The 22,511-nt window shown below is 58.1% G+C and carries 16 protein-coding genes; 5 read left to right on the forward strand and 11 right to left on the reverse strand.

The genetic code is table 11. The features are described from left to right. Positions 1-8: 8 nt before the first annotated feature. The 3 genes from ABYM29_RS04325 to ABYM29_RS04335 form a co-directional block, all read right to left on the reverse strand. Positions 9-1,088, reverse strand: a complete 1,080-nt coding sequence (locus ABYM29_RS04325) for a Glu/Leu/Phe/Val dehydrogenase (RefSeq protein WP_372862569.1) — start codon at positions 1,086-1,088, stop codon at positions 9-11. Between the two features lie 21 nt (positions 1,089-1,109). Then, positions 1,110-4,595 carry an indolepyruvate ferredoxin oxidoreductase family protein gene (locus ABYM29_RS04330; protein ID WP_372862572.1) on the reverse strand — a complete coding sequence of 1,162 codons (3,486 nt, stop codon included), beginning with the start codon at positions 4,593-4,595 and terminating at the stop codon, positions 1,110-1,112. 387 nt (positions 4,596-4,982) lie between these two features. Next, positions 4,983-6,695, reverse strand: coding sequence for an FAD-binding protein (locus ABYM29_RS04335; protein WP_372862573.1), 1,713 nt, complete (start codon positions 6,693-6,695; stop codon positions 4,983-4,985). Between the two features lie 156 nt (positions 6,696-6,851). Here ABYM29_RS04335 and ABYM29_RS04340 point away from each other — a divergent pair, with 156 nt between their 5' ends. After that, positions 6,852-7,532, forward strand: a complete 681-nt coding sequence (locus ABYM29_RS04340; protein WP_372862576.1) for a DNA-3-methyladenine glycosylase I — start codon at positions 6,852-6,854, stop codon at positions 7,530-7,532. A gap of 53 nt (positions 7,533-7,585) precedes the next feature. Here the strand turns inward: ABYM29_RS04340 and ABYM29_RS04345 are convergent, their stop codons facing one another. From ABYM29_RS04345 to ABYM29_RS04370, 6 genes are all read right to left on the reverse strand, one after another. Then, positions 7,586-9,439 (reverse strand): DmsC/YnfH family molybdoenzyme membrane anchor subunit, encoded by a 1,854-nt coding sequence (locus tag ABYM29_RS04345; protein WP_372862579.1) that lies wholly within the window; start codon positions 9,437-9,439, stop codon positions 7,586-7,588. Between the two features lie 50 nt (positions 9,440-9,489). Further along, positions 9,490-11,673 carry a molybdopterin oxidoreductase family protein gene (locus ABYM29_RS04350; protein ID WP_372862582.1) on the reverse strand — a complete coding sequence of 728 codons (2,184 nt, stop codon included), beginning with the start codon at positions 11,671-11,673 and terminating at the stop codon, positions 9,490-9,492. A gap of 258 nt (positions 11,674-11,931) precedes the next feature. Beyond that, complete coding sequence (locus ABYM29_RS04355; protein ID WP_372862585.1) at positions 11,932-13,041, reverse strand: OmpA family protein; 1,110 nt, start codon at positions 13,039-13,041, stop codon at positions 11,932-11,934. Positions 13,042-13,262: 221 nt separating this feature from the next. Beyond that, positions 13,263-13,958, reverse strand: coding sequence for a DnaA regulatory inactivator Hda (gene hda, locus ABYM29_RS04360; protein ID WP_372862588.1), 696 nt, complete (start codon positions 13,956-13,958; stop codon positions 13,263-13,265). Next, positions 13,958-15,046 (reverse strand): AI-2E family transporter, encoded by a 1,089-nt coding sequence (locus tag ABYM29_RS04365; protein WP_372862589.1) that lies wholly within the window; start codon positions 15,044-15,046, stop codon positions 13,958-13,960. Before ABYM29_RS04365 ends, hda begins: the two co-directional genes overlap by 1 nt. Next, on the reverse strand, positions 15,043-16,119 hold the full coding sequence (locus ABYM29_RS04370; protein ID WP_372862607.1) for a DUF2066 domain-containing protein: 1,077 nt from the start codon (positions 16,117-16,119) through the stop codon (positions 15,043-15,045). Before ABYM29_RS04370 ends, ABYM29_RS04365 begins: the two co-directional genes overlap by 4 nt. A 151-nt stretch (positions 16,120-16,270) precedes the next feature. Here ABYM29_RS04370 and purM point away from each other — a divergent pair, with 151 nt between their 5' ends. From purM to ABYM29_RS04385, 3 genes are read left to right on the forward strand one after another with little or no spacing between them, the layout of a single operon-like run. After that, positions 16,271-17,320, forward strand: coding sequence for a phosphoribosylformylglycinamidine cyclo-ligase (gene purM / locus ABYM29_RS04375; protein ID WP_372862592.1), 1,050 nt, complete (start codon positions 16,271-16,273; stop codon positions 17,318-17,320). 3 nt (positions 17,321-17,323) lie between these two features. Continuing rightward, positions 17,324-17,974 carry a phosphoribosylglycinamide formyltransferase gene (gene purN, locus ABYM29_RS04380; RefSeq protein WP_372862594.1) on the forward strand — a complete coding sequence of 217 codons (651 nt, stop codon included), beginning with the start codon at positions 17,324-17,326 and terminating at the stop codon, positions 17,972-17,974. Further along, complete coding sequence (locus ABYM29_RS04385; RefSeq protein WP_372862596.1) at positions 17,928-18,680, forward strand: DUF3108 domain-containing protein; 753 nt, start codon at positions 17,928-17,930, stop codon at positions 18,678-18,680. Before purN ends, ABYM29_RS04385 begins: the two co-directional genes overlap by 47 nt. Before the next feature lie 12 nt (positions 18,681-18,692). On the opposite strand, the gene dcd is transcribed toward ABYM29_RS04385, so the two are convergent. Together dcd and apbC are read right to left on the reverse strand one after the other, a co-directional pair. Beyond that, on the reverse strand, positions 18,693-19,259 hold the full coding sequence (gene dcd / locus ABYM29_RS04390; protein WP_372862599.1) for a dCTP deaminase: 567 nt from the start codon (positions 19,257-19,259) through the stop codon (positions 18,693-18,695). A 39-nt stretch (positions 19,260-19,298) separates the two neighbouring features. Continuing rightward, entirely contained in the window at positions 19,299-20,369 is a 1,071-nt protein-coding gene (gene apbC, locus ABYM29_RS04395; protein WP_372862601.1) for an iron-sulfur cluster carrier protein ApbC, read from the reverse strand. Positions 20,370-20,576: 207 nt separating this feature from the next. On the opposite strand from apbC, the gene metG reads away from it, so the two are divergent. Next, on the forward strand, positions 20,577-22,511 hold a 1,935-nt coding region (gene metG, locus ABYM29_RS04400; RefSeq protein WP_372862604.1), incomplete at its 3' end, for a methionine--tRNA ligase.

Consider the following 22,511-nt stretch of genomic DNA (forward strand, 5'->3'; position numbering starts at 1 on the left):
CTCCCCGGCTACGACGCCCTGCGCGACGGCGCTGCCGATGTTGGCCGAAACTTCTCCTCGGCCATGGCCTCGGCAATGCTGTGGGTATCGCACTGCTGGGCCTGCGCACGCGCAAAAATATCACTGAGCACCCCGGCAATGCGCTCGATATGTTCAAGGCTGCGCTGTTCCACACAACCGTCCTGCTGGCCCTGCGCAGCACTGCGCTGATAGTGAACAGCGATAATCCCGCCGGCATTCAGTACAAAATCGGGCACATACAAAATGCCGCGTTCAAACAATCGCCGCGCCTGCGCCGGTGTCGCCAGCTGATTATTTGCCGAACCGGCCACAATGCCGGCGCGCACCACTTCCACCGTTTGCTCATCCAACACCGCGCCCATCGCACAGGGCGCCAAGACATCGACCTCAAGGCTCAAAATCGACGCCGGCGACACCGCCTCGGCACCCAGTGCCACGGCTCTGTCGAGATTCTCGCGATTCACATCGGCAACAAATACCTTGGCCCCGGCATCGAGCAGGCGCTTGGCCAAGTGCCGCCCGACAGCCCCCGCGCCCTGCAAGGCAACACTGACGCCATCGAGCCGATCACTGCCGCGACACTGGCGCAGCGCTGCCAGGATGCCGCAGTACACGCCGTGAGCGGTGTAGGGCGAGGGGTCGCCGCCACCCTGCTCATCGGTGCCCGACACATAGGCGGTGCGCCGGGCGATTTCACGCATATCCGCCACCGTGGTACCCGAATCCTCGGCGGTGATAAAGCGGCCACCAAAAGTGTCGATAAACGCCCCCATCGCCCGCATCAAGGCCGGTGTTTTATCGCGCCGTGGATCGCCGATAATCACCGCCTTGCCGCCGCCCATCGGCAGGCCGGCCAGTGCCGACTTGTAGGTCATGCCCCGCGACAGCCGCAGCACATCGTCCAGCGCCGCGGAATCGTCGGTGTAGGGATACATGCGCAGCCCACCCACTGCCGGGCCAAGCTGGCAGTTATGCAGGGCAATAATCGCCCGCAAGCCGCTTTGCCGGTCCTCGTGAAAGGCCACCATCTCGTGCTGATCGTAGGACGCCGCATCAAACACTGCCATATTGCACCTCGCTAGCAGCCGCTAGGCCGCACCTTTCACATCACCGCCACCCACGTCGACAAAGGGCAGCGCCTCGCCGCGCAGCTTGGCGATCAAATGGCTGCGCCGCAGCCGGTATTGCTCGAGACTGTGAGCCTTGATGTGGCCGAAGCCGCGCACCTTGTCGACAAGCTGTATCAATTGCAGGGCAAGCGCGACATTATCCGCATTCAGACAGCCGCACAGCTCCTGCAGATCGGCGATCACATCGTCGCGAAACTGTCGTTCCAAGCGCCGCTCGGCGCTGTAGCCAAACACATCCCAGCGACTACCACGCAAAACTTTGCCGCGCGCGACTAGCCGAAATACCGGCAGTAGCCAGGCCGAAAAACTGCGTTTTCTCGGCTCACCGCTATACGCATCTTTTTTACTCAGCAGCGGCGGTGCCAGATGAAACTGGAGTTTAAAATCGCCCTCAAATTGTTCACGCAGCTGCGCCATAAAGCGGCCGTCGCTGTACAGTCTCGCCACTTCATACTCGTCTTTGTAGGCCATGGCTTTATACAGCGACTTCGCCGCCGCCACGGTCAGCGGCAGATCAGTATCGCCATTGAGCGCGCGCTCGGCGTCGCTAAGCTGCCCTATCAGCTGACGGTAGCCGTCGGCGTAATCGCGATCCTGATAATCGCAGAGCAATTGATAGCGATGATCGACAATGTCGCTCAGTTTATTTAGCGGCTGCCAATGCTGAGCGTCCAAGCCACCGGCACGGCGCACAGCCGGCTCATCGACGGCCGCGCGGCGACCCCAACGAAAAGCGCGTTGATTAAACGCGACGGCGACACCGTTTAGCTCGATACCGGCGTCAATCGCCTCGGCGCTGATCGGAATAAGCCCTTTTTGAAAGGCGTAGCCCAACATAAAGAAATTGGTGCCGACCGCGTCGCCCAGCAAGTGACTGGCTATCGCTGACGCCTCGACAAAATGTACCTTGCCCTCCCCGACCTCTTCTTCGATCAACCGCTTCATGCTGGCGCCCGGAAATTGCGCATCGGGGTCGTAAACAAAGGCCGACGTCGGCGATTCGCTGTCGTTGACCACCGCAAAAGAACGCTCGACATTCACCTTGGCAATAGCCTCGTCGCTGGTGCTGACTACCAAATCACAGCCGAGCAACAGGTCGGCGTCACCGGCGGGAATGCGCACCGCATTGATATCCTCTTGCTTGGCAGCGACGCGCAAGTGACTGACCACCGGCCCGAACTTTTGTGCCAGGCCGGTCTGGTTCATGGTGGCGCAACCCTTGCCTTCAATATGCGCGGCCATCGCCAACACCGCCGTCACCGTCAGCACCCCGGTGCCACCGATCCCGGTCACCACAATATTCCACGGCCGCGCCAGTGACGGCAGCAGCGGATCCGGCAACGCCACAGTATCGCCCTCACTGGCCGCCTGGCGTTTTTTCAATTGGCCGCCAATTACCGAGACAAAACTCGGGCAGAAACCGTTTACGCAGGAGTAATCTTTGTTGCAGGCGCTCTGGTCAATCTGGCGTTTGCGACCGAGCTCGGTTTCCAGCGGCAGTACTGACAGACAATTGGATTTTTTGCCACAGTCACCACAGCCTTCGCACACCGCTTGGTTAATAAAAATGCGGCGATCAGGGTCATCCATCAGCCCGCGCTTACGGCGTCGGCGTTTCTCGGCGGCGCAGGTCTGCTCGTAAATCAACAGTGTGCAACCCTCGGTATGACGCAGCTCATCCTGCACCGCCATCAGCGCATCGCGGTGGTGAACGCTGAGACCATCGCCCTGATGCAGATGAAATTTTTCCGGTTGATCGGAGACCACCGCAATGCGTTTAATGCCTTCGCCGCGCAACTGCTGGACAATCTGTTCCACGCTTAACTGGCCGTCCACCGGCTGACCACCCGTCATCGCCACCGCATCGTTGTAGAGCAATTTGTAGGTGATGTTCACTTCAGCCGCTATAGCCTGACGTATCGCCAACAAGCCGGAGTGAAAGTAGGTGCCATCGCCGAGATTTTGGAAGACATGGGGCGTATCGGTAAACGGCGCCTGGCCGACCCAAGTCACCCCCTCTCCCCCCATCTGGGTAAAAGTTTGCGCCGGGCGGCTTTCCATAAAGGTACTCATGTAATGGCAGCCGATCCCCCCCATGGCAATACTGCCATCGGGCACTTGCGTGGAAGTATTGTGGGGGCAGCCCGAACAATAGTGCGGCTTGCGTTCAATCTTATTGCGCTTGCTGGCAATCGACTGTTCTTTCTGCTCGTAAAAGCTCAGCCGCTTTTCAATTTCCTCACTCTGATAAAAGCGGCGGATGCGCGCAGCAATGGCCCGCGCCACCATCGCCGGCGTCAATTCAGACAAATTGGGCAACAGGTCGTGGCCGTACTCATCGAACTCGCCAATAACCCTGGGCCGCTTATCGACCGCCCAGTTATACAACTGCCCGGTGAGCTGGTCTTCGATAATCGAGCGCTTTTCCTCGACCACTAAAATTTCGTCCAGGCCGCTGGCAAACTCATGGGTCAATACTGGCTCCAGTGGCCAGGGCATGCCCACTTTATATACCCGCAGGCCGATCTCTGCGGCCTTGTTGCGGTCGATCCCCAGGTCCTCCAGCGCCTGCATCACATCGAGATAGGCCTTGCCGCTGGTGATAATCCCCAGCCGTGGCCGCGGGCTGTCGATAACAATGCGGTTGATATGGTTGACCAGGGCAAAGGCCCGCGCGGCATAAATTTTAAACTTATTGAGGCGCAGCTCCTGATTGAGCGGCGTATCCGGCCAACGTAAGTGCACGCCGTCCTCGGGCAGCACAAAATCTTCGGGCAGGGCGATATGAATGCGATGCGGGTCGATCTCGGCGGAAATCGCCGAGTCCATGTTTTCGGTAATCGCCTTCAGCGCCACCCAGCTGCCGCAGTAACGCGACAGCTCCCAACCGAAAACGCCGAGGTCCAAGACCTCCTGCACATTGGCCGGCGCCAGCACCGGTATCGAGGCACCGATAAACATATGCTCAGACTGATGCGGCAGCGTCGACGACTTGGCCGCATGGTCATCGCCGGCCACCGCCAACACACCGCCGTACTTGCTGGTTCCCGCGGCATTGGCGTGTTTGATCACATCCATGCTGCGATCCACCCCCGGCCCCTTGCCATACCACATGCCAAACACACCGTCGTATTTTGCATGGCCGTTGAGGCCGACTTGCTGACTGCCCCAAACGGCGGTAGCCGCCAGGTCTTCATTGATGCCGGGGACAAACTTGATATGGTGTTTGTCTAGATAATCCTGTGCCTGCCACAGGGTTTGATCGAGCGTGCCCAAGGGCGAGCCGCGATAACCGGAAATAAAGCCCGCGGTGTTAAGCCCTCGCTCTTGGTCTCGCTGGTGCTGCAAGATCGGCAAGCGCACCAGCGCTTCGATACCAGTGAGATAGGCTCTGGTGGTATCCAAGGCGTATTTGTCGTCCAGCGAAACCTTGCGCAGTACCATGGCGTCACCCGCTATCTATGACTATGCGTTTGCTTACATAATAGACAGTGACAAGGGAAATTTTTATTTTATACAGACCGGTATAGCCAAAATTTGCGTCTTATGAAGACCCAAATAAGATTTATTGAGCATAAAAAAACCCGCCTAGGCGGGTTTTATCAGACCGGCGATGGGGCGTTTATCCCCTATCTCAGCACTGCCGTGGCGGCATGCCCCTGTTATTGTCGCTGAGCACCTTAGCGTTATTGTCGTCAGCCTTATCGCACTGCCACCGGAGCCGCAGTCCGCGACCCCGCCCTGCTCTGTCTCAGCAGGCCAATAGAGAATATCGAACAATTGCTAAGGATTTATGACCGCCATCCTGAGCAGGAGCTCGCCGCGGCCAATTCAGTCCCGAAAGCCGCTGATGTGCTTGGCGGCCTGATAGGCAAACGTCATCGCTGGCCCCAGCGTCGATCCCGGCCCGGGATAAGTGGGCAGCACGGCAGCGCTGCAGTTACCCACGGCATAGAGCCCCTCAATCGCCTCGCCATTCTCCTTAAGCACTTGCGCATTGGGGTTAGTTGCCAAACCGCCCTGGGTGCCAAAATCACCGGCATCCACGCGAATCGCGTAAAACGGCGCCTCGTCAATCGCCCCCAAACAGGGGTTCGGCTCAAAGCGCTGGTCGCCGTAGTAGCGGTCGTAAGCCGAATCACCGCGCTGGAACTCGGGGTCTTTACCGGTTTTGGCATAACCGTTCATATTTTCTACGGTCTTTTCCAGATTGTCGGCGTTAATGCCCAGCTGCTCGGCCAGCTCGCGCACACTGTTTGCCTTGCCCACCAACTTGCTGTCAAACCACTCTTTCGGAATAGTCCAATCCGGCTTGAGCTGGGCAGTCATCAGCGGCCCGACAATGTAATCGCGACGGAAGCGCGCGTCGAAAATCTGGTACATCGGCGAACAGGGGTTTTCTTCGGTATGCACCTTGTAGAGCTCTTTCTGGAAAGCCATATAATTCTGCGACTCATTGGCAAAGCGCTCGCCCTTCATATTCACCATGCAGGAACCGGGAAACGACTTTTCCATAATGCTGAGTCGCGGCGCCGGCTCGCCGGGCACCGATATCGTGGTACACCACCAGGCACCATCCATTAGGCGGGTCGCCGCCCCCAGACGCATGCCTTCCTGAATCGCATCACCGGTGTTGCCGTCTACACCGCCACTCCAAGCGGTACTGGTCGGCGCCGGCAGATACTGCTCACGCATCGCCTGATTTTTTTCAAAACCACCGGCCGCCAATACCACGCCTTTGCGCGCTTGGATACGCATGCGCTGGCCATTTTTACTGACTTCGGCCCCCACCACGCGGCCATCTTCTTCAATCAGCGACAGCATTGGCGTTTCGGTCCACAGCGGAATATCGCGCTTTTTCAGCGAGTACCACAGCCGCGCCACACCCGCGGCGCCAGTGCAGACCTTGCGACCGGTTTTGCGGCCGCGCAGCAACCAGGCGAAGTCCAGAAAGTAACTGGCCATCAGCTTCATCGTTAACTTGACCCAACCCGGCCCCTGCACAGTCAACAGCGCCGCCTCAACCTGAGTGAAGTAGATGCGGTCGAACAGGCGCATCATGTGATGGGAAGGACGCAGGCGCTTAACGTCATCGCCGAGCAGCGAGGAGTCAAAACGCTCGGGCTCCATCGAGCGGTGACCGGTGCGCGAGCCCTCTACATTGGTGTAGTAATCCGGGTAGTGCTCCAGAGTTTCGTAGCGAACATCGCTGCGCTGGTGAAGGAAGTCGACCATTTTAGGGCCGTTCTCCAGATAGGCATCGACCATCTCTTCCGGCACCGCACCTGCGGGCGTGGTGTTGAGCAAATATTGTTTGGCATCGGCAACACTGTCTTGAGCCCCGGCCGCCTTGGCATAGCGGTTGTTGGGAATCCACACGCCGCCACCGGAGGTGGCACTGGTGCCACCCACCAGCTCGGATTTTTCCACCAACAGTACATCTTTGAGGCCCATTTCATAGCAACTCAGGGCGGCCGTCATCGCACCATTGCCACTGCCGACAACCAGTACGTCGACGCTGTGATCCCAATTTTGTTCTGTCATAGTTTTATTTCCGGCATGCGGGGCCGTTTATCGCAGACTCGCTGCGTCGCCCAGGCGTTTTAAGTATGATAATCGACCATCATGTTAGCCCCGCACCCGGCAGCGCCCAATCATCCGTCTGCATGAGGTGGCGACCCTATTGCGGAGATCGATGCAATGCCCAGCCTGTATCAGCGCTATTTACAGCGCGCCCTCGACCAGCACGGTGGTTTGGAGGCCCTAGAACAGCGCCTGCCACAGCCCCGCAGCGCCGAGCAGTTGCGCGCGCTCAGCGACGACCGCTATCTAGCGGAAATGGCCGCGTGTATATTTCGCGCCGGCTTTGTATGGCGTGTTGTCACGCACAAATGGCCCGGCTTTGAGGAGGTCTTTAACGGTTTTCTGCCGATCTGGCTGGCTTCGCGTTCACCTGAGCAGATCGAGGCAATGGCCAGTGACAGCCGAATTATCCGCAACCTCAGCAAGGTGAGAGCGGTGCAGGACAATGCCCACTTTGTCTTGGAACTACAGCGATCTCACGGCGGCGTCGGTGCCTTTCTTGCCGACTGGCCGGGCGAGGATATCACCGGCCTGTGGGAGTACTTAAAGAAACACGGCAGCCGCCTGGGCGGCAACAGCGGTCAATATTTTCTGCGTTTTGTCGGCAAGGACAGCTTTATCCTCAGCCGCGACGTCTGCACCGCACTGCGCGCCGAGGGTATCGTCGACCGCACACAGATCACCGCTAAGCGAGATCTGCGCAAGGTGCAAGAGGCCTTCAATGACATGCAGGCCGACAGCGGTCGGCCACTGTGCGAATTGAGTATGATCCTGGCGCTGTCACTGGGACCGCGCTAAGACCTCACTACAACAGGGCGAAATAGCGCTGCCTGGGCAGCGCTGGCAGGGCATCAGTGCAGGTCGGCAACCACGCCCACTTGCGGCATATTTGCCAAACCGATATCGCGGGCGTGTTCTTCAAAGTCCTTGTTCTTCCAGAAAAAGGCACCCGGCATGGTGGTCGGCACCACCAGCACATAAAACAGCGCGCGTCCGACAAGCGCGGTCATCAGCAGCGACAGGCTAAGAACAGCAAGCAGCAGTAGTGACAGCAGCGCACTGCCAGACAGAGCGATACACAGGGCCAGCAGCGCACTCAAGGCCAGCAAGCCGTTGCGCAGCAAATAGCTTTTGCCAAACACCGTGCTCTGAATATAGTGCGAAACACTGCCCTCGTTATTGCCGTGGTTCATCGCCACCGCGTGGCGCCACAGGCCGAAACCTTCCAGTACGACCGCTGCGGCAATCACCAGGCCACCGAGGCCCAGCAGGCTGGCGACGGCAGCATCGGCACCGCTGTAGCTCAGCGTCGGTACAGCAAACCACAGGGTCAACAGCGCGCCCAGCGCCAGTGCCGTGCCGGCAAAGCTGCTACCGGTCTGCCAGTGGTTCCAGAACGGTCGCGCAGGAATACGGTAGCAGCGGTACATATAGTACAGCCCCACCGCACCGGCGATCAGCGCCAGCACACTAAAGCTGGATGCTGCCACCGGATAACTGCCCCAGTCGCCCAGCAGCGACTGGAACACGGCGTTGTCCGGCAGCACCGCCAGAGTGTGCAAGCCGGCGAACACCATATACAGCAGCATACCCAGGCCCTCGCGGCAGACCGGCGAGTGACGCAGGTTATTGAAACCGCGATAAAAGCGCATCGGCTTACCCAGGTGAGTGGCCGACATCAACATGCCCAAACCGGCAAGGCCGACCACCACCGCCATAAACGGCACATACATCACCGACTCGCGAAAGGCCACTGCGGCATCAATACCCAGGGCACTGCCCAGGGCACTGAGAAAAAAGGCGCCCAGGGAGGTTTGGCTGACCAGGGTAAAAATCACCAGCGGGTTTTCCCGCGAGCTGAGCTTGCCAATGCTCCACTTTTTCTCGACGCCTTTTTTCTGGTCGACCACAGGGCGGTACTGACCGTCCTCGTCTTTGTGGTACTTCACCGGCATACCATCGGTACGGGTCACCTCATCCGGCATCCCCTTGGTTTGCTGAAAACGAATATTCGGATGGGTGATCTCCGGATCGGGGAAACCGGGGATGCTCAACTTGGCCTGTTCGCGGTTTTCCGGCAGGTCTTCAACCACACCAAAGTTCAAGGCGTTACCCAGACAGGCGGATACACAGGCAGGCTTGAGATTCACCTCCAGGCGGTCAACACACATATTACATTTGCTGACCTGACCCTTAATCGGGTCGAGCTGGGGCGCATTGTAGGGACACACCCAGGTGCAATAACCACAGCCAAAGCAGGTTTCAGGGTCCTGCAGTACCGCGCCATACTCAACGTGTTTGGTATAAGCGCGGGTCGGACAGCCCTTCAAACACACCGGGTCGTCGCAGTGGTTACAGGCCATGGAGATATTCATGCGCTTAAAGTCGGGGTAGCTGCCGCCTTCGACATAGCCCACTGAGCGAAAGCTGATATGCGCCGGGTTGTCGTTCTTCTCACTACAGGCCGCTTCACAGGCGTGACAGCCAATGCAGTTGTCTGCAGTAAAGTGAAAAGCGTGCTGTTTATTGCGGTTGGGGTTGTTGCCCACCCCCGGCTCTTCATTGATAAACATCTCACGCCCCGCCGGCACGGCCCCGCCGCTGCGGGCAATCAGGTCGATGGGCGCTTCGTAATAATTGACCTCGGGAACCGAGGGCTCCTTCAGAAAGGCGTATTGGGGTTCGTCGTCTCTAACTTTCCACATGGCTAAAACCTTTTGTTCGCAATGCGGGCGCCCAGCGCCCGCGGGTCGCGTTAAAACGCCCGGCGTTCAACATTCAAGCGCGCCGCTTCATTCTGATCGATCTGCTCAATGCGCACCGCGCACTGTTTAAACGCAGGCTGTCGTGAATAGGGGTCCAGCAGGCCCAGCGACAGACGGTTTACACAATCGTGATAATGCATGGGAATGAACAGCATATTGCGCGGCACCCGTTGGGTGAGCTGCACCATAACCACCGCATCGCCGCGTCGCGACACCAGCCGCACATAGCTCTGATGACGCACACCAAAGGCCTTGGCCGAGTCCGGGTTCATTTCCATATAGGGCGTGGGGCTAAACTTGTTAAGGTTGCCGATTTTGCCGGTCTTGGTACGAGTGTGGAAATGCTCCACCACGCGACCGCTGTTCATCCAGAATGGATACTGTTCATCGGGAACCTCGTTGTCCTCGATATAGTCCATCGCCAACAGGTTGGCGCGACCATTGGGCGTGGGGTACACACCATCGCTGTACAGCCGCGGGCTGCCGCTGTCGTCACCCTCGCGCATTGGCCACTGGATGCCGCGTTGTTCTTCAATCAGGTCGTGACTCATACCGGAAATATCGAGGTTGCGGCCACGCCCTTTCGACAACTGCTTCATCTCGTCGAAAATTTCCGATGTCGTCTCCGGAAAATTCACTTGCCGACCGCGCTCAAAACGCTTGGCCAACTGAGTAAAGATCCAGTGGTCCGCCTTGGCATCGCCTGGCGGTGCGGTGAATTTGCGCACCAGGTTGACGCGCCGTTCAGTATTGGTCTGCACGCCCTCCTTTTCGCCCCACACGGCGGCGGGCAGATACACATGGGCAAAATCGACGGTCTCGCAATCCTGGTAGCCATCTTGCACCACCATAAACTCGAGTTTTTCCAGCGCCTTCTTAATACGCGGCTGATTGGGCATTGAGGTCAAGGGGTTAGTGGCAACAATCCACAGCGCCTTGATTTCGCCGGACTCGATCGCCGGAAAAATGTCGGTTTGCTGCAGGCCGCGTTTAGCCGGAAAAAACGCCTCATCGACGCCCCAGAAATCCGCGACTTCCTTGCGGTGTTCGGGCTTTTCCAGCATGCGGTAGCCGGGCAGCCCCGAACAGGAAGACCACTCCCGGGTGCCCATGGCGTTGCACTGGCCGGTAATCGACATACTGGTGCCACCGGGCACGCCGATATTGCCGGTAATCAGGTTGAGATTATTGATGCCGCAAACGCCGTCGGTGCCGTGGGTGCTCTGGTTGATCCCCATGGTCCAGATGCTCATCGCCGACGGCGCCTTGGCGTAGATGCGCGCCACGTGCTTAATGGTGTCGGGATCGATGCCGCAGATACGCGATGCCGTCACCGGATCGTATTTCTCCACGGTTTCGCTAAGCTCGGCAAAGCCGTTGCAGTGGGCGTCGATATAGTCCTGATCCTGCAGACCCTCTTTAAGAATCACATGAGCCAGGGCATTGAGCAGCACCAGGTCAGTGCCGGGGGTAATCGGCAGGTGGATATCGGCAAACTGCGCGAACATGGTGACCCGCGGGTCGACCACTATCAGCGGGAACTTGCGCTTTTCCAGCGCCTCTTTCAGGCGCCAGTAAATAATCGGGTGCTGCTCGGGCAGGTTGGAGCCAAAGGCCATCAGGCAGTGGGTGTTCTCAAAATCGTCATAGCAACCCGGCGGGCCATCGGCGCCAAACGAGCGCTTGTAGCCCGACACCGCCGACGCCATGCACAGCGTGGTATTGCCATCGTAGTTGTTGCTGCCAATCACGCCGCGTACCAACTTGCCCAGGGTATAAAATTCTTCGGTAAGCAGCTGGCCGGTAGAGACAATGGCGACGCTATCGCGACCGTATTTTTCTTGAATGCGCTGAATTTCAGCGGCCGTCTTATCCAGCGCCTGATCCCAAGTCGCCGGTGCAAAATCTTCGTAGATGCGCTCGCGCATCAAGGGCTGAGTGCCGCGCCCGGAGGTTGCACTCAGCTCGTGTTCAAAAATACCCTTAATACACAACTTGCCCTGATTGACCGGAGCATTGCCCTTGCCGCGACTCGCCACCGGCTTGCCCTCGGCATTGAGCCCGACCTCAATTGAACAGCCTGTTGAGCAGTAACCGCAGACCGCGTACTTCCAATCGACCACCTTTTTATCAGTGATGGTGATAGGTTTGCGTTTCTTCCTGCCAAATATCATTGTTCTCTCCCACTGCGGCGCACTGTTTAGGTGCCAGCCAACCCATGCTCGGCCCATAATCGCGCACCAAATTAGTGAATATGCTGCAATTCACTCTGTCTCCGAGAGATAACCAACAAAAACTGTGCCAACTTCACGTAAACCACGTAACACCACGGCTGGCGGGGCCCATCCCCACAGGCAACATCACTGAGGCACAAAAATAAGGCACAAAAAAAGGGGCTCCGAAGAGCCCCTTTAGCGGTCAGAACGTGTTGATTACTTCGCGACTTCAGCTTCCATCACGGCAACCACACGGCGGTTAGCCTGGCGGCCAGCGGTAGTGCTGTTGTCGGCGATCGGGCGCTCTTCACCGTAGCCAATAGCGCTCAGACGGCTGGCGTCGATACCGAACTCTTTAATGAGCGCGTTACGCACGGCGTCGGCACGACGCTGAGACAGCTGCTTATTGTAGCTGGCAGCACCTGTGCTGTCGGAGTGACCTTCAACAACGGCTTTAACACCAGAGAATTTCTTCATGAAGTCAGCCACTTTCTTCAGCTCACTGATCTGAGATGCGGGAATCGCATCGGAGTTCAGCGGGAACTTCACATCCATCTTAATGGACTCGGTGTGCGTGAGAACAAACTTACAGCCAAACTTGTCGACTTGACGGCCGGCAGGCGTGTTCGGGCACTTATCGCGATAGTTAGGTACACCGTCGCCATCTTTATCCAGCGCACAACCCTTCGCGTCTACCGCGACACCTGCTGGAGTGCCAGGGCACTGATCCATGGCATCGGCAACACCGTCGGCATCACTGTCAGCCGCCTTGGCCGGCATCGGCGCAGGCGCAGGCTTGGAGTCGCCGCCCAGCGCGTAGCTCAGGCCGAGAGAAACGATACCGTCGTCAGTTTCATGATCGAAACCGTAGTAGTAACGAGCATCGGCACGCAGAGACAGCGGACCAGACAGCGCGTAGCGGAAACCGCCACCGAGGTTTGCCTGAGTAATTTCTTCTTCACGAATCGTGTGGAAGTTAATGAAACCCATGCCCAGGCCCAAAGCGGCATAGGGCTCGAGTTTTTCACCCGCGTTGTAGTAGCGAATCGCGCTGGCAGAGAGGAAGGTCACCTCGGCATCAGCAGCGCCCACGCCGTACGAGTTATCGGTATCAGAGTAGCTGGCACCGAATTCAACACCCCAGTCCTTGGTGAGTTTTTTCTCAACACCAAGCACCACAGCAGCAGCTTCGTCCAGGTCCCAAGCACTATCAAAAATCTGATAGCCAAGGCCCGCATTCAAATACCACTTATTGCTGTGGTCGTCGGCCATTGCCGGCGCAGCGATCACTGCAGCAACAGCGGCACCCATTAAAATTTTACGCATCGTGTAACTCCCCCTGATTAATTCTTAAGTCTTCCATCGCCCAGCCTTATTGGCAGGTCTTGCATCAAGAATAACATGCAATGTTACGCTTGCACGCTCGCTTTTGTGTAATTTTACCGCGGCTCAGCAACATCCCTGTTATAGAGCGTCAACGCCATATAAGCAACTCCCTAGCACCGCTCACCGCCTAACCAAGAACCCAAAACAAGATAATGGTTCAACTACCAGCCCATAATTTCTTTTACAAACGGCGTGGTCAGGCGCCGCTGCCTCGCCAAACTGTGGCGGTCCAACTCAGTTAATACGGCGAACAAACTTTTTAGATCTCGCTGGCAGCGGCGATAAATATATTCGGCCAAAGACTCACCCAGCTCCAAACCGAGCACCGCCGCCCTATGCTGCAAGGCCGCAATACGCTCCGCCTCACTGAGCTCACTGAGCCGATAAATACTAAAACTCTGCAAGCGTGACATCAGATCAGGCAACGCCACCGGCAGTGCTGCCGGCACCTCGGCAGCGGCAAACAACAAGGTGCTGCCGCAGGCAAGACTGCGGTTATAAAGATTGAACAGCGCCAATTCCCAATCGCGACTACCGGCCGCCGCATCGAGGTCATCCAGGCACAGCAGCTCACACTGATCGGCACCGTCGAGCACCACATCGGCGGGATAATCCAACAAATCCGCAACAGGGATATAACGCACATAACGACCGTGTCGTTCGGCAAGATGACAACAGGCCTGCAAAAGATGCCGCCGCCCAGTGCGGCCAGCAACGTAGATCAGCCGCTCGCCAGTTCCAGCCGCGGCGTCTTTTAGGGCAGCAACCAGCAATCGCTGAGCATCCGCCACATAATAATTGTCAAAGGTTGCCTGGGTATCGAGACTCAGCGCCAGAGGCAGTTGGCCGCGGTCCATCAGTCGTCATCCTCCAGCAGCGGCAACTCCCCACCTTCGCGATACCAGTCACTCTCCACGTACACGGCGTGTAAATAGCTCGCCATCACTTTAATCACCGACGCCAGCGGCAGCGCCAGCAAAATACCGAGAAAACCGAAGAGCTGACCACCTGCGAGAATGGCGAAGATCACCATGACCGGATGCAGGCCAATCTTGTCGCCCACCAACGTCGGCGTCAGATAAAGACTTTCCAGCAGCTGGCCCGCGCCAAATACCACGGCCACCGCGAGCAACTGCCAGGACAGATCAAACTGAAAATAGGCCGCCAAGCCCGAAGCGGCAATACCGACAATAAAGCCCAAATAGGGAACGATACTGGCCAAGCCCGCCGCCAAGCCCAGCACCAGCGCCAAGTCCAAACCGACAATAAACAAACCTACTGTATAAATCGCCCCCAGCGACAACATCACCAGAAATTGACCACGCGCGAACGCACCGAGGATTTCGTCGCACTGACGGGCAATATCCACATATAGAGCCTCGTGGGAACGCGGCAACAACTGGCGAATCTTCGCCATCATCACATCCCAGTCGCGCAGCAGATAAAATGTCACCACCGGAATCAGCGTCACATTGGCCACCCAGGTCATCAGCGCAACGCTGGAACCACTGACCTTTTGCCACAGATACACAAACAGATCGCCCGCCGCCCCCCAGTGTCGACTAAAGGCCTCTTTCGCCGTATCCATAGACGCGCCCTGCTCAGGCAGGTCCATATAGCCACGCAGGGTGGGCAGAGCAACCTCCTGAAACCAATCCAGCAAGGCAAACAGACGCTGCCCCAGGAGCTGCAACTGCTCCAGCAACAGCGGCAAGGTAATCAACAACATTAACAAGGAAAACAAGGTCAGCCCGCTGAACACCAACACCACCGACACGGTACGCCCCAGCCCTCTCGCCTCTAAGCGATCAGCCAGCGGGTCGCCCATATACGCCAGCACCGACGCAATGGCAAAGGGCATCAAGATTGGGCTCAAGGCGTTGAGCAACCAGGCCACCAGCACAACGCCGGCCAGCCACCACAGCAGGCGACCATTGACGGTCATCGCGAGCCCTGCCAGAGATAATAAGCGGTCACCGCCAACGGCCCCCGCGCACTTAATTCCGCCGTATCCCGTGCAACCAGCCGGCCGTCAAGCTGTATATAACGCTGCACTTTTTCCATATCGTCTTTGAGCACCAATTCCAACACCAAGGTCTCGCCCGACATCCAGGCGGCATTCGCATGCTCAACTACGGCCAGCGACTCCAGATAGCTAACCAACTGCGCATAATCGTTAAAGCCTTGCATGCCGCTAACATGTATCAGCGTTCGACCACCTGCCTCTGCGACACTGCTCACCGCGTAACGGCGGGCCTGTGTGTCGGCAACGCGATCGACGGCCGCCGCAACAAATGCTGGACTGTCTTGGCTTTCCGTATCAAAGCGCAAGCTGTTGTGCTCATCGAGTAGCGCCCAGCTAGCCAACCACTGTCCCGTCGAGAATTGCGAGGCGCGCCCCATCAAAATAAACGGTGGCGAATAACGCAGAGAGGCCTCGCGCACTTTCTGCTCAGGCATTTGCCACAGCGTTTGCGGACTGAGGTTGCCAGCATCAACCAGGTCAAACAGCGGAAATTGCAGGGCGAGCCCCCGGCGGCGTGCCTCATCGCGCAGCACCTGCTCTAGCCGAGGATAGGCGCCATTACCCAACAGCTGGCGCCCGCGTTCGGTGTCCACCACCACCCACATCAGCACCGACGGGCGATTTGCCGACCACACCGGCAAACCCGCCGTTTGCAGTACGGCATTAACCTGACGCGGAGAAAAGCGCATATCCAGCCACAATTCGCTACCGGACGGCAGCTCTTGGCGCTGGTAGCGATAGCGAGTGAGAAAGGCTTCCGGTGCCGCCAAGGCAGCGGTAATCGCCGCTGACTCCGCCAATTGCGCTCGCCCCGAGACGCGCACAAAGACCTTCTGCAAACCCTCTGCAGCGGCCGCTTTTAGCACCGCAGGCGACTGGCCGGCAACGGGCAAACGCTCCTCATAGAGGCCGTCAACCATATCGGCGGCCGATAGCGAGCACACAAGCGCAGCAATTATCAACAGCAATGGCCGCCTAAGCGCAATAATCACGGTATTCAAATCCCTCTCCCTGAATATGGCGCAACAGTTTAGCAAGGCGCACCAGCCAAGTCCCAACGCTCCGCAAAATTCCCGATTTAGCTGCTGAATTGCGCGACCAACCAAGCTAGAATAGCGCCCTCAAAGAGGACAGCCAAGCACTATGACCGATACCAACAAGCCCAGCCTGAGTTACAAAGACGCCGGCGTAGACATCGACGCCGGTGACGCCCTAGTCGAGCGCATCAAAGATGTTGCCAAACGCACCCGCCGCCCGGAAGTCATGAGCGGCCTCGGTGGCTTTGGCGCACTGTGTCAGCTTCCCACAGGTTATAAAGAACCCGTACTGGTATCGGGCACCGACGGCGTCGGCACCAAGCTGAAGCTGGCCATGGATGTCGGCATTCACGACAGCATTGGCATCGACCTGGTGGCGATGTGTGTCAACGACCTGCTAGTCACTGGCGCCGAGCCGCTGTTTTTCCTCGATTACTACGCCACCGGCAAGCTTAACGTCGACATCGCCAGCAGTGTCGTCAGCGGCATTGGCACCGGCTGCGAACAATCCGGCTGCGCCCTGGTGGGCGGCGAAACCGCTGAAATGCCCGGCATGTACGAAGGCGAAGACTACGACCTGGCCGGCTTCTGCGTCGGCGTGGTGGAAAAATCAGCCATCATCGACGGCAGCTCGGTTCGCATTGGCGACGCACTGATCGGCATCGGCTCCTCCGGCCCGCACTCCAACGGCTACTCGCTGATCCGCAAAATCATTGAACGCAGTGGCGAACCACTAGACAGTGCATTTGGCGACAGCACACTGGGCGAGACACTACTGGCGCCCACGCGCATTTACGTGAAACCCGTGCTCAACATTATCAAGCAGTTCCAAGTCAATGCCCTCGCCCACATCACCGGCGGCGGCCTGCTGGAAAACATTCCCCGCGTGCTGCCGCGCAACACCCGCGCGGTTATCAATACCGCCAGCTGGCAGCAACCGGCTATCTTTAGCTGGCTGCAAGAACAGGGTAACGTTGAACGCCGCGAGATGTACCGCACCTTTAACTGCGGCATTGGCATGGTGATGGCCGTCTCGGCCGACCAAGCCGGCAACATTGTCGACATGCTTCATCAACACGGCGAAACCGCGATGGTTATCGGCCACATTGAAGCCGCTGACGACGACGGGGAACGCGTCGCACTTAACGACCTATAAATCATGAGCTGTCGCATTGTTGTACTGATTTCCGGCAGTGGCTCCAACCTGCAATCGCTGATTGACGCCAGCCAACAGCAGCAGCTCGGCGGCGGCAGCATTGTCGCCGTCATCAGCAACAAGGCAGAAGCCGGCGGCCTGCAGCGCGCCCAGCGCGCCGGCATTGCCACCGCTTGCATCAAACACCAGGATTTCGATGACCGCGACAGTTTCGATGCAGCGCTGCGCGAGGAAATCGACCGCCACCAGCCAGACCTGGTGATCCTCGCCGGTTTTATGCGCATCCTCACCAGCGGTTTTGTCCGCCACTACCTCGGCCGACTCCTCAACATCCACCCCTCGCTGCTACCCAAGTACCCCGGCCTGCACACTCACCAACGCGCACTGGATGCCGGCGACAGCGAAGCAGGCGCCACGGTGCACTTCGTCACCGAGGAGCTAGACGGCGGCCCGGCAATCATTCAGGCAAAAATACCGATAATTGCCGGCGATGACGCTGCAACCCTTGCAACGAAAGTCTTGTCCAAAGAGCATCAAATCTACCCCCTGGCAGCCCGCTGGTTTGCCGAGGGCCGTTTGTCTCTAACAGCTTCTAAGGCGACTCTTGATGGTCAAGTACTTCCACAGCACGGTGTACCCTTCGACGGCAACTAAGGTCTTCGTCCTCTTAACGGCACTGCTGTGCAGCGCCGCCCGGGCCACGCCAACAACGCCCACCGAGTCATTACTGCTGCCCTATAAGGCCCAATACCGCATCAGTCACGACGGCCTAAACACCACCGCAGAGCGCCAACTACAGCGCGACGGCGATCACTGGAAGCTCAGTCAAACAGCCAAATTATTTTTTCTTCGCGTAGAAGAAGAAACCGTGGTGGAAAGACACAACGGCCAGCTGCGCCCACTGCGCTACCGCTACGAAAACAATCTCAGCAGCAAGCAAAACCAGCAGGTGCTATTCGACTGGCAGCGCGGCCTGGTCTCCGACACAAAGGCCAGCCGCCCGTGGCAACAAGTACTGAAAAGTGATTACAGCGACCAACTCAGCTCCCAATTACAACTCAGGGAGATGCTGATGAACAATCAGCTGCAAGGCGATATCAGCCAGACCATCGTCAAAAAGAAGGGAAAGTTAAAAACCTACCAAATCCAGCGACTCGGCAACGAGCACCTGGATACGGCCATCGGCCCACTGGACACCGTCAAGCTGCGCCGCCACCGGCAAGGCAGCAGCAGCGAATCCTTTATCTGGGTGGCGCCACAACTCAACTACCTGATCGTCAAACTCGAACAACACGAAGACGATGAGCTTTACACCCTGGACATCCTCAGCGCCAACATCACAACTCCCGGCGCCGAGTAAGCCCAACCGCCCTCAGGTTTTCGGCAGTGTGACCCCACGCTGCCCCTGGTATTTGCCGCCGCGGTCGCGGTAGCTCACCTCGCACACCTCATCGGACTCAAAGAACAGCATCTGCGCCACGCCCTCGTTGGCGTATATTTTCGCCGGCAGCGTCGTGGTATTGGAAAATTCCAGAGTGACATGCCCCTCCCACTCCGGCTCCAGCGGGGTCACATTGACAATAATGCCGCAGCGGGCGTAGGTCGACTTACCCAAACACACCGTCAGCACACTGCGCGGAATACGGAAGTACTCCACCGTGCGCGCCAGCGCGAAAGAGTTCGGCGGAATAATGCAGGAATCGCCGGTGATATTGACGAAACTGCGATCATCAAAGGCCTTGGGGTCCACTGTCGCCGAATAGGTATTGGTAAACACCTTGAACTCATTGGCGCAGCGCACATCGTAGCCATAGCTGGACGTACCGTAGGAAATAATCTTGTTGCCATCCTGCTCGCGTACCTGACCCGGCTCGAAGGGCTCAATCATCCCCTCGGACTCCGCCATGCGGCGAATCCACTTATCTGACTTAATCGCCATTACACTCCCCTGCACCACCTTATGCGGCGGCGAAAATAATTAATCGTCGCTAATTGAAATCGTCGGCGCAGCCGCCGCACCGCGATTGCGCCGTGCCAACTCAGCCGCCATGCTCAGCGCCACCTGACGGTACATCTGCGCCGCGTCACTGTCCGGCGCCGAAGCCACCACTGGCTGACCACAGTCGGCCTGCTCGCGAATCTGCAATGACAGCGGCAGCGAACCCAACATCGGCACCCCGTAGTCGCTGGCAATGCGATCGCCGCCACCCTTGCCAAATACATGCTCGGCGTGACCGCACTCGCTGCAGACATGCACCGCCATATTCTCAACAATGCCCAATACCGGCACCGACACCTTGGCAAACATCTCTATGCCCTTCTTGGCATCCAGCAGTGCAATATCCTGCGGCGTCGTCACCACCACCGCGCCCGCCACCGGCACTTTCTGCGACAGTGTCAGCTGAATATCACCAGTGCCCGGCGGCATATCAATGATCAAATAATCCAGATCCTGCCAGTAGGTCTGATACAGAAGCTGCTGCAAGGCGCCGGTCGCCATCGGCCCACGCCACACCATCGGTGTTTTCTCGGTCACCAAGTACGCCATCGACATCGTCTGCAGGCCATAGGCCTCAACCGGTAACAAATAGTGCGTACCGTACTGCTTGGGCCGCAGATCCGCCGCCACCCCCAGCATCATCTGCAGGCTCGGCCCGTAGATATCCGCGTCCAGCACGCCGACACGGGCGCCCTCTGCCGCCAGCGCCAAGGCCAGGTTCACCGAGGTCGTGGACTTGCCCACCCCGCCCTTGCCCGAGGCTACCGCAATAATATTGCGGACGTTTTCCATATTCTTAATCGCTTGCGAACCAGCATGAGGATCAATGCGCCAGCTAACGTTTACCGCGCAGTCCACACCGCGCTCGGCCAGCAGGCCCTGTAAAAACTGCTGGTACTGCTGCTGATGACTGCGCGCAGCAAAGCCCAATACCACGTTACAGCTACCGCCAACGGGCGGCTCAATCGTTGCCAGCGCCGCCAGCGGTTGGCTCAGCCCCGGCAACACCGCCGCCGACAAGCACTCAATAATGGCCTGATCAGATTGCAAAATACGCTCCTGTGTCGCGACCCTAAGCCGGGCCGCTGTACTGCAATTAAGCCGGCGAGTATACGCCGCAGCAGGCGGCCTCACAACGTCCGAACAGATGCGCCACTGGCATAAAAACGCTATAGTAACGCGCCCCAGCGCTGCCGCTAACGGACGCTTAAACCGCCGCCGCAGCTCTACCGACAACCCGATTTAGAAAGGATTAGCATGTCTCGCAAGATTCTGGTCACCAGTGCCCTGCCCTACGCCAATGGCCCCCTCCATCTGGGACATCTGCTCGAATCGATACAAACCGATATCTGGGTGCGCTTTCAGAAACTGCGGGGCAATGACTGCGCCTACCTCTGCGCCGACGACGCCCACGGCACCGCCATCATGCTCACCGCCGAAAAACTCGGCATCACCCCCGAGGAGCAAATCGCCCGCGTCAAGGCCGAGCACGAGCGCGATCTCGACGGCTTTCTGGTGAAGTTCGACAACTACTACAGCACCCATTCACCCGAGTGCCAGCACTACTCCGAGGAGATCTACCGCCGCCTGGAGGCCAATGGCCATATCGAAAAACGCGAGATCACCCAGCTGTTCGACCCAGAAAAACAACTGTTTCTGGCCGACCGCTACATCAAGGGCAGCTGCCCCAAATGTAAAACCGAAGACCAGTACGGCGACAACTGCGAAGCCTGCGGCGCCACCTACACCCCCGCCGAGCTGATCAACCCGCGCTCGGCAATTTCCGGCGCCACGCCGATCGAAAAGGCCTCGACACACTACTTCTTTAAACTCGGCGACTTTGAAAACCTGCTGCGCGACTGGACCGCCAGCGACAGCCTGCAACCACAAATTGCCAACAAACTGCGCGAGTGGCTCGACGCCGGCCTGCAAAGCTGGGACATCTCCCGCGACGCCCCCTACTTTGGCTTTGAAATCCCCGGCGCGCCCGGCAAATACTTTTACGTCTGGCTGGACGCCCCCATCGGCTATATGGCCAGCTGCGCCAACTGGTGCGAGCGCGAGGGCCGCAACTTCGACGACTACTGGGCAGTGGGCTCAGAGGCCGAGCTCTACCACTTTATCGGCAAGGACATCATCAACTTCCACGGCCTGTTCTGGCCCGCCATGCTCGACTCCGCCGGCTTCCGCCAGCCCACCGCCATCTACGCCCACGGCTTTTTGACCGTCAATGGCAAAAAGATGTCGAAGAGTCGCGGCACCTTTATCAAGGCAGAGACCTATCTCAAACACCTGCCGGCGGAATACCTGCGTTACTACTTCGCCGCCAAGCTGTCCGGCGCCGTCGACGACATCGACCTCAATCTGGAAGACTTTACCAAGCGGGTAAACTCCGACCTGATCGGCAAACTGGTGAATATCGCCAGCCGCAGCGCCAAATTTGTTCACAAGGGCAACAACGGCCGCCTCAGCGCCAGCCTGCACAAGCCCGAACTGTGGCAGCAGGTCACCGCCGCCTCCGGCGATATTGCCCGCCACATCGAACACCGCGACTACGGCAAAGCCGTGCGCGAAATCATGGCACTGGCCGACGCTACCAATGAGTACTTCGATGCCTGCGAACCCTGGAAACTGGCCAAAACAGACGATGGCAAAACCGAAGCCGCTGCCGTAGCCTCCCAGTGCATCAATATTTTCAAGGTACTGGCGACCTACCTCGCCCCGGTTCTGCCCAAGCTGGCAGAGCAAGTCGAGGCCTTTTTGAATGTTGAGCTGCACTGGGGCGACGAGTTTACGCCGCTGCTCGACCACAACATCGAAACCTTCAAGGCGATGATGTCCCGGGTCGACAGCGACAAGGTACAAGCCATGGTCGACGACAGCCAACAGGCCGTCGAGGCGCCGCAGAACAACAACAAGGCGGCCAAGAAAACCCAGAAAACGGCGCCGCAAACCAACAGCGACGCCATCGCGGACACGATTGAGTTTCCGGACTTTGCCAAAATCGATCTGCGGGTGGCCGAAATCGTCGACGCCAAAGCCGTTGAAGGGGCAGACAAACTGCTGCAGCTCACGCTGAACCTTGGCGAACACGGACAAAAACAGGTGTTTTCGGGCATTAAATCCGCCTATTCACCGGAACAACTGATCGGCAAGTTGACGGTCATGGTGGCCAATTTGGCGCCCCGCAAA

This window comes from Spongiibacter sp., assembly GCF_041602295.1.
GTDB lineage: Bacteria > Pseudomonadota > Gammaproteobacteria > Pseudomonadales > Spongiibacteraceae > Spongiibacter.

Excerpts from the sequence above, each read along its gene's own strand:
- ABYM29_RS04325 (WP_372862569.1), bottom strand. The coding sequence starts at position 1,088 with ATGGCAGTGTTTGATGCGGCGTCCTACGATCAGCACGAGATGGTGGCC.
- ABYM29_RS04330 (WP_372862572.1), bottom strand. The coding sequence starts at position 4,595 with ATGGTACTGCGCAAGGTTTCGCTGGACGACAAATACGCCTTGGATACC.
- ABYM29_RS04335 (WP_372862573.1), bottom strand. The coding sequence starts at position 6,695 with ATGACAGAACAAAATTGGGATCACAGCGTCGACGTACTGGTTGTCGGC.
- ABYM29_RS04340 (WP_372862576.1), top strand. The coding sequence starts at position 6,852 with ATGCCCAGCCTGTATCAGCGCTATTTACAGCGCGCCCTCGACCAGCAC.
- ABYM29_RS04345 (WP_372862579.1), bottom strand. The coding sequence starts at position 9,439 with ATGTGGAAAGTTAGAGACGACGAACCCCAATACGCCTTTCTGAAGGAG.
- ABYM29_RS04350 (WP_372862582.1), bottom strand. The coding sequence starts at position 11,673 with ATGATATTTGGCAGGAAGAAACGCAAACCTATCACCATCACTGATAAA.
- ABYM29_RS04355 (WP_372862585.1), bottom strand. The coding sequence starts at position 13,041 with ATGCGTAAAATTTTAATGGGTGCCGCTGTTGCTGCAGTGATCGCTGCG.
- hda (WP_372862588.1), bottom strand. The coding sequence starts at position 13,958 with ATGGACCGCGGCCAACTGCCTCTGGCGCTGAGTCTCGATACCCAGGCA.
- ABYM29_RS04365 (WP_372862589.1), bottom strand. The coding sequence starts at position 15,046 with ATGACCGTCAATGGTCGCCTGCTGTGGTGGCTGGCCGGCGTTGTGCTG.
- purM (WP_372862592.1), top strand. The coding sequence starts at position 16,271 with ATGACCGATACCAACAAGCCCAGCCTGAGTTACAAAGACGCCGGCGTA.
- purN (WP_372862594.1), top strand. The coding sequence starts at position 17,324 with ATGAGCTGTCGCATTGTTGTACTGATTTCCGGCAGTGGCTCCAACCTG.
- ABYM29_RS04385 (WP_372862596.1), top strand. The coding sequence starts at position 17,928 with ATGGTCAAGTACTTCCACAGCACGGTGTACCCTTCGACGGCAACTAAG.
- dcd (WP_372862599.1), bottom strand. The coding sequence starts at position 19,259 with ATGGCGATTAAGTCAGATAAGTGGATTCGCCGCATGGCGGAGTCCGAG.